The sequence below is a fragment of the Aminobacter sp. P4_D5 genome (assembly GCF_056401815.1).
This window is the reverse complement of sequence record NZ_JBFUIP010000484.1, coordinates 1-908: the sequence shown is the minus strand read 5'-3', so window position 1 is coordinate 908 and position 908 is coordinate 1. Positions and strand designations below refer to the sequence as shown.

At 70.6% G+C, this 908-nt stretch carries 1 protein-coding gene; it reads left to right on the top strand.

Going from position 1 to position 908, the window contains the following annotated elements:
• Positions 1 to 158 precede the first annotated feature (158 nt).
• A partial coding sequence (locus tag AC1DWF_RS32935) for a Bug family tripartite tricarboxylate transporter substrate binding protein (protein WP_476842712.1) occupies positions 159 to 908 on the top strand: 750 nt, incomplete at its 3' end.

Below are 908 nucleotides of genomic sequence, written 5' to 3'. Positions count from 1 at the left end.
CACCTTGGCCGCGCTGGATGGCGGCGATGCCGTGGAGTTGGCACGGCTGCTGCAGGCGGCGCTCGACGGGGCGTAGAAGCCCCTTCCGCGATCCCGCGCCGTCTGCTCATATCCGCCGAAGGGAGAACGAACGCCGGTCCTTCGAAACTGGAGGTCCGATGCCCATTCTGTCCCGCCGTTCCCTGGCCACGCTCACCTTCGGCCTCGCCGCCCCCCACCTGGCCTTGGCGCAGCCCGCGCTGCCGAGCGGTACCGTGCGGATGGTCGTGCCCTACAATCCCGGTGGGATCACCGACATCCTGGCGCGCGGCCTGATGCAGCCGATGACGGCAGCGCTCGGCCACACCGTCGTSGTCGAGAACCGTCCCGGCGCCAATGGCAGCATCGGCGCGACGCTGGTCGCGCGTTCGCCGGCGGACGGGCTGACGATGCTGCTCGGCGTTACCGACACGCATGCCGTCAACCCGGCGGCGATGCGCAACCTGCCCTATGTGCCAGACCGCGACTTCATTCCGGTGAATCTCATCACGCGCGTGCCGCTCGCGCTGGCTGTCGGGCCGACGCAGCGCGGGATCGAGGATCTGCGCGCCTTCGTCACCGCGGCCAGGGCACAGCCGAATGGGCTGACGCATTCGAGCTGGGGCGTGGGCAGCGTCTCGCAGATCGCCATGCTGCGTATCGGCGACGTCGCGGGCATCCAGCTGCTGCATGTGCCCTTCACCGGCGCCGCTCCGGCGGCCCAGGCGCTGGCCGCGGGACAGGTGGATTCGATGATCATGCCGGCCGGCGCGGCCGAGGCGCTGGCGCGCGACGGCAATGTCCGCGTGCTCGCGGTGCTCTCGCCGGAGCGCCTGCCGCTGCTGCCCAACGTTCCCACGATGAAGGAGCAGGGCGTCGATCTCTCCGTC